Source organism: Thauera sp. 28 (genome assembly GCF_000310145.2).
Classification (GTDB): domain Bacteria; phylum Pseudomonadota; class Gammaproteobacteria; order Burkholderiales; family Rhodocyclaceae; genus Thauera; species Thauera mechernichensis.
Genome location: NZ_AMXA01000059.1, coordinates 1 through 6,419 on the forward strand (window position 1 = coordinate 1; position 6,419 = coordinate 6,419).

Below are 6,419 nucleotides of genomic sequence, written 5' to 3' on the forward strand. Positions count from 1 at the left end.
CTGCGGGAGCGGCGCCTGCCGCCGCGCCGGCGCCGATCGCTGCTGCCGCCGCAGCCCCGACCGCTGCAGCCCACGCCGGCAGCGCCGACGCCGAATACGACATGGTCGTGCTCGGCGCCGGCCCGGGCGGCTACTCCGCGGCCTTCCGCGCTGCCGACCTGGGTCTCAAGACCGCGATCATCGAGCGCTACGCCACCCTCGGTGGCGTGTGCCTGAACGTCGGCTGCATCCCTTCGAAGGCGCTGCTGCACGTCGCGGCGGTGATCGAGGAAGCGGAGCATGTCGACAAGGCCGGCATCGTGTTTGCCAAGCCGACCGTGGATGTCGATGCGCTCAGGAAGCACAAGGACGGCGTGATCGGTAAGCTCACCGGCGGTCTCGCCGGCATGGCCAAGGCGCGCAAGGTCGATGTGATCCGCGGCTACGGCAGCTTCCTCGATCCGCATCATCTGGAAGTCGAGGAGACCACCGGCAGCGCCCAGGACAAGACCGGCGCGAAGAAGGTGGTGAAGTTCAAGCACTGCATCATCGCCGCCGGTTCGGCCGCGGTGCACCTGCCCTTCATCCCGAAGGACCCGCGTATCGTCGATTCCACCGGCGCGCTCGAGCTGCGCCAGGTGCCGCAAAAGATGCTGGTGATTGGCGGCGGCATCATCGGCCTGGAGATGGCCACGGTGTACTCGACGCTCGGTGCGCGCATCGACGTGGTCGAGATGCTCGACGGCCTGATGCAGGGCCCGGATCGCGACGCCGTGAAGGTGTGGGAGAAGCAGAACGCCCACCGCTTCGACAAGATCATGTTGAAGACCAAGACCGTCGGCGTCGAAGCCCGGGACGATGGCCTGTACGTGAAGTTCGAAGGCGAAGGCGCCCCTGCCGAGCCGGTGAAGTACGACATGATTCTGCAGTCGGCGGGCCGTTCGCCCAACGGCAAGAAGATCGGCGCGGAGAAGGCGGGCGTGATCGTCGGCGAGCGCGGCTTCATTCCGGTGGACGCGCAGATGCGCACCAACGTGGCGCACATCTTTGCGATCGGCGACATCGTCGGCCAGCCCATGCTCGCCCACAAGGCGGTGCATGAGGCGCACGTGGCGGCCGAAGTCGCGGCCGGGGAGGCACAAGGCAAGGCGGAGCTTGCCCGGGCGGCCTTCGACGCCACCGTGATCCCGGGCGTGGCCTACACGCATCCGGAAGTGGCCTGGGTCGGCTACACCGAGGCGCAGGCCAAGGCCGAGGGCAAGAAAGTCGAGACCGCCAAGTTCCCGTGGGCCGCCAGCGGGCGCGCGATCGCCAACGGCGCCGACTACGGCTTCACCAAGCTGATCTTCGATGCCGAGACCCACCGCGTGATTGGCGGCACCATCGTCGGGCCGTCGGCCGGCGACATGATCGGCGAAGTGTGCCTGGCCATCGAGATGGGCGCGGACGCGGTCGACATCGGCAAGACCATCCACCCGCACCCGACCCTGGGCGAGACCGTGGGCATGGCTGCCGAAGTCGCCCACGGCAGTTGCACCGACCTGCCGCCGATGCGCAAGAAGTAAGGCTCCGCCCCCCAACCCCAACCCCAACCCCAACCCCAACCCTCCGATACCAGACCGGCATCTGCCACTCATAACAAGGGGGGCGAAGGTCAGATTGTCATTCAACGAGAAAGGAAACGGACCATGGAAGACGTCGTCATCGTTGCCGCCGCGCGCACTGCTGTTGGCAAGTTCGGAGGTGCCCTCGCAAAAGTCGCTGCACCTGATCTGGGTGCCACCGTCATCAAGGCCTTGCTGGAACGCGTCGGCATCAGTGGAGACATGGTCGACGAGGTCATCCTCGGCCAGGTACTGACCGCCGGCGGCGGCCAAAACCCGGCGCGTCAGGCGGTGATCAAGTCCGGCCTGCCGATCGGCGTGCCGGCTTTCGTTGTCGGCAAGGTCTGCGGCTCGGGCCTCAAGGCCACCCATCTGGCCGCGCAGGCCATCCGTTGCGGCGATGCGGACATCGTCATCGCCGGCGGCCAGGAGAACATGAGCGCTTCGCCGCATGTGGTGATGGGCTCGCGCGATGGCCAGCGCATGGGCGACTGGAAGATGGTCGACACGATGATCAACGACGGCCTGTGGGATGCCTACAACCACTACCACATGGGCACCACTGCCGAAAACGTTGCCAAAAAATACGGCATCTCGCGAGAGGAGCAGGATGCCTTCGCCGCTGCATCCCAGCAGAAGGCCGAGGCCGCGCAAAAGGCCGGCCGCTTCAAGGACGAGATCGTCCCTGTGGAGATCGTCAGCCGCAAGGGCAAGGTGGTGTTCGACACCGACGAATTCATCAAGCACGGCACGACGGCCGAATCGCTCGCCGGCCTCAAGCCCGCGTTCGAAAAGGCAGGGTCGGTGACGGCCGGCAACGCCTCGGGGATCAACGACGGCGCTGCCGCGGTGCTGATGATGTCCGCGAGCAAGGCGAAGGCGCTCGGCCTCCAGCCGCTCGCCCGCATCGCCGCCTACGCCTCCGCCGGCCTCGAACCCACGATCATGGGCATGGGCCCGGTGCCCGCCTCGAAGCTGTGCCTGCACAAGGCCGGCTGGACGGCCGACCAGCTCGACCTCATGGAGATCAACGAAGCCTTCGCGGCGCAGGCCTGCGCGGTAAACAAGGAAATGGGCTGGGACACCAGCAAGATCAACGTCAATGGCGGCGCGATCGCGATCGGGCACCCGATCGGCGCATCCGGATGCCGCGTGCTGGTCACGCTGATCCACGAAATGATTCGGCGCGATGCACGCCGTGGCCTCGCCTCGCTCTGCATCGGCGGCGGAATGGGCGTCGCACTTGCCATCGAACGCTGAATCCAATCCTGAACGACGCGACTGAGGAGACGAACATGAGCAATGCACGTGTGGTGCTGGTTACGGGTGGCATGGGTGGCCTGGGTGAGGTCATCTCCACCAAGATGTCCGCGGCAGGTTACCGGGTGGCCGTTACGTATTCGCCCGGAAATACGAAACATGCGGAGTGGGTCGCCGACATGAAGGCAAGGGGGCACGACATTCTCGCTGTGCCTTGCGACGTCGCCGATCTCGAATCATGTACCAAGGCCGTGGCCGAGGTGCGGGAGAAGGTCGGCGAGGTCGATGTGCTGGTTAACAACGCGGGTATCACGCGCGACATGACCTTCAAGAAGATGGACAAGGTCAACTGGGACGCGGTGCTGCGTACCAACCTCGACAGCCTGTTCAACATGAGCAAGCAGGTGGTCGACGGCATGACCGAGCGCGGCTGGGGCCGCGTCATCAACGTGTCCTCGGTCAATGGCAGCAAGGGTGCGTTTGGCCAGACCAACTACTCGGCTGCCAAGGCCGGCGTGCATGGCTTCACCAAAGCACTGGCGCTCGAGGTCGCGAAGAAGAACGTCACGGTCAACACCATCTCCCCCGGCTATATCGGCACGAAGATGGTCATGGCCATCCCGAAGGAGGTGCTGGACAGCAAGATCCTGCCGCAGATTCCACTGGGGCGCCTAGGCAAACCGGAGGAAGTGGCGGGTCTGATCATCTATCTGGCATCCGAGGAAGCCGCCTTCGTCACCGGCGCCAACATCGCCATCAACGGTGGCCAGCACATGCAGTGAGGTATGTGGGCCTGGGCTCCGCCAGCACACACGCCACGTCTGCGAATGCGATTGGCGATGGCGTCTGTCGGAGCCCATTGGGCTTGCTCGACGTGAACGCACGCACTGCTTCGCCAAAATAAGCAAAACAGGGAGAACCCGATGCACACACCCATGGCTCATGGAACCACGCTTTGTGGAACCCGCGTGGCGCCCAAGTTCGCGAGAGCGCCGATACCGACAGCTCGAAGCCGCGGGCCGCGCGGCGAGGCGTGCCGCTCGGCGCAGCCGCGCCTGCAAGGTCAATCGATTGAGGAGTCGAAGCCATGAATTTGCTGATCGGAGTTCCAAAGGAAACCTTCGCTGGTGAAAAACGCGTGGCGACCGTTCCCGAGGTCGTGGTGAAGCTCGTCAAGCTGGGTTTCGCCGCCGCGGTCGAAAGCAGCGCCGGAGAAGCGGCCCACTTTTCCGACGACGACTACCGAGCCGCGGGCGCCGAGGTGCTGCCCAGCGCGACCGATTTGTGGGCGCGGGCTGACATCGTATTCAAGGTGCGCCCACCGACGCTGGAAGAAGTGGGCCTGATGCGCGAAGGCGCAACCCTGATCGGCTTCGTATGGCCGGCGCAGAACCCCGAACTGATGCAGGCGCTGCAGGCCAAGCGCGCCACGGTGCTCGCCATCGACTGTCTGCCGCGTCAATTGAGCCGGGCGCAGAAGATGGACGCGCTGACCTCGATGGCCGGTATCAGCGGCTACCGTGCCGTGATCGAGGCCGCGAATGCCTTCGGCCGCTTCCTCAACGGCCAGGTCACCGCCGCCGGCAAGATCCCGCCGGCCAAGGTCTTCATCGCCGGCGCCGGCGTGGCCGGTCTCGCCGCCATCGGCACCGCGGCCAACCTGGGCGCCATCGTGCGCGCCAACGACACCCGCGCCGAAGTCGCCGACCAGGTGGTCTCGCTCGGTGGCGAGTTCGTCAAGGTCGATTACGAGGAAGAGGGCTCGGGCGGCGGCGGCTACGCCAAGGTGATGAGCGAGGGCTTCCAGGCCGCGCAGCGCGCGATGTACGCGCAGCAGGCGCGGGAAGTCGACATCATCATCACCACCGCGCTGATCCCGGGCAAGCCGGCACCCAGGCTGATCACCGCCGAGATGGTGCAGAGCATGAAGCCGGGCAGCGTGATCGTCGACCTCGCGGCCGAGCAGGGCGGCAACTGCGAACTGACCGTGCCCGGCGAGGCGGTGGTGCGCCACGGCGTGACCATCATCGGCTACACCGACCTGCTCAGCCGCCTGGCCAAGCAGTCGTCCACGCTGTACTCGAACAACCTGCTGCGCCTGGCCGAGGAACTGTGCAAGGCCAAGGACGGCAACATCCTCGTCAATTTCGAGGACGACGCGATCCGCGGCCTCACCGTGATCCGGGACGGCGAGCTCACCTGGCCGGCGCCGCCGCCCAAGCTGCCGGCCGCGCCGGCCAAGCCCAAGGCCGCCGCCACGCCGATCGCCGCGCCCAAGGGCCACGGCCACGGCGCCGGCGAGCCGATGTCGGTGAAGTCGCTGGCCATCGTGTTCGGTGTCGGCGCGCTGCTGTTCCTGCTCGTCGGCCTTTACGCCCCGGCCAGCTTCCTCACCCACTTCACGGTGTTCGTGCTGGCCTGCTTCGTCGGCTACATGGTGGTGTGGAACGTCACGCCCTCGCTGCACACGCCGCTGATGAGCGTCACCAACGCCATCTCGTCGATCATCGCGATCGGCGCCCTGGTGCAGATCGCACCGCCGCTGGCCGAAGGGGCCACTGACCGTCCCGGTGGCCTGATCGGCATCCTCGCCTTCGTGGCCATCACCCTCACCGCCGTGAACATGTTCGGCGGCTTCGCGGTCACCCGTCGCATGCTCGCGATGTTCCGCAAGTAAGGAGAAGACAATGACCTCAAGCATGGCCACTGTCTCGTACATCGGCGCCACCATCCTCTTCATCCTCAGCCTGGGCGGGCTCGCCCACCCGGAGACCGCTCGCCGCGGCAACCTGTTCGGCATCGTCGGCATGGGCATCGCGGTGCTGGCCACCGTGTTCGGCCCGCAGGTGTCGCTGGCCGGCATCCCGTGGATCGTCATCGCCCTCGTCATCGGCGCCGCCGTCGGCCTCTACGCCGCCAGGAAGGTGCAGATGACGCAGATGCCCGAGCTCGTCGCGCTGATGCACAGCCTGGTGGGCCTGGCCGCCTGCCTGGTGGGCTTCGCGAGCTACGTGGACACCTCCCTGGTGTTCCCCACCGCCGCCGAGAAGTCCATCCACGAGGTGGAGATCTACATCGGCATCCTGATCGGTGCGGTCACCTTCTCCGGCTCGCTGATCGCCTTCGGCAAGCTCTCCGGCAAGATCGGCGGCAAGCCGCTGTTGCTGCCGGCGCGGCATTTCCTCAACCTGTTCGGCCTCGTGCTGGTGATCCTGCTCGGCAACTGGTTCCTCAACACGCACTCGACCGGCGTCGGCGTGACGCTGCTGCTGGTGATGACCGTGATCGCCCTTGCCTTCGGCGTGCACATGGTGATGGCGATCGGTGGCGCCGACATGCCGGTGGTGGTCTCGATGCTCAACAGCTACTCCGGCTGGGCGGCGGCGGCCACCGGCTTCATGCTCGGCAACGACCTGCTGATCGTCGTCGGCGCGCTGGTCGGCTCGTCGGGTGCGATCCTGTCCTACATCATGTGCCGGGCGATGAACCGCAACTTCCTCAGCGTCATCGCCGGCGGCTTCGGCGCCGGCGGCGGCGCCCCTGCGGCGGCGGCCGACGGCGCCGAGCCGGCAGGCG

At 66.4% G+C, this 6,419-nt stretch carries 5 protein-coding genes; all 5 read left to right on the forward strand.

Annotated features, from left to right (window positions below; translation table 11 throughout):
* A partial coding sequence (gene lpdA / locus C662_RS19235) for a dihydrolipoyl dehydrogenase (protein ID WP_002934074.1) occupies positions 1-1,544 on the forward strand: 1,544 nt, incomplete at its 5' end.
* A gap of 123 nt (positions 1,545-1,667) precedes the next feature.
* Positions 1,668-2,843, forward strand: a complete 1,176-nt coding sequence (locus C662_RS19240; RefSeq protein ID WP_002934086.1) for an acetyl-CoA C-acetyltransferase — start codon at positions 1,668-1,670, stop codon at positions 2,841-2,843.
* Between the two features lie 35 nt (positions 2,844-2,878).
* Positions 2,879-3,625 (forward strand): acetoacetyl-CoA reductase, encoded by a 747-nt coding sequence (gene phbB / locus C662_RS19245; RefSeq protein WP_002934093.1) that lies wholly within the window; start codon positions 2,879-2,881, stop codon positions 3,623-3,625.
* 305 nt (positions 3,626-3,930) lie between these two features.
* The gene (locus tag C662_RS19250; RefSeq protein ID WP_002934094.1) at positions 3,931-5,520 is read left to right on the forward strand and encodes a Re/Si-specific NAD(P)(+) transhydrogenase subunit alpha; all 1,590 of its coding nucleotides are present in this window, start codon (positions 3,931-3,933) and stop codon (positions 5,518-5,520) included.
* A gap of 10 nt (positions 5,521-5,530) precedes the next feature.
* A partial coding sequence (locus tag C662_RS19255) for an NAD(P)(+) transhydrogenase (Re/Si-specific) subunit beta (protein ID WP_002934095.1) occupies positions 5,531-6,419 on the forward strand: 889 nt, incomplete at its 3' end.

Excerpts from the sequence above, each read along its gene's own strand:
- C662_RS19250 (WP_002934094.1), top strand. The coding sequence starts at position 3,931 with ATGAATTTGCTGATCGGAGTTCCAAAGGAAACCTTCGCTGGTGAAAAA.
- C662_RS19240 (WP_002934086.1), top strand. The coding sequence starts at position 1,668 with ATGGAAGACGTCGTCATCGTTGCCGCCGCGCGCACTGCTGTTGGCAAG.
- phbB (WP_002934093.1), top strand. The coding sequence starts at position 2,879 with ATGAGCAATGCACGTGTGGTGCTGGTTACGGGTGGCATGGGTGGCCTG.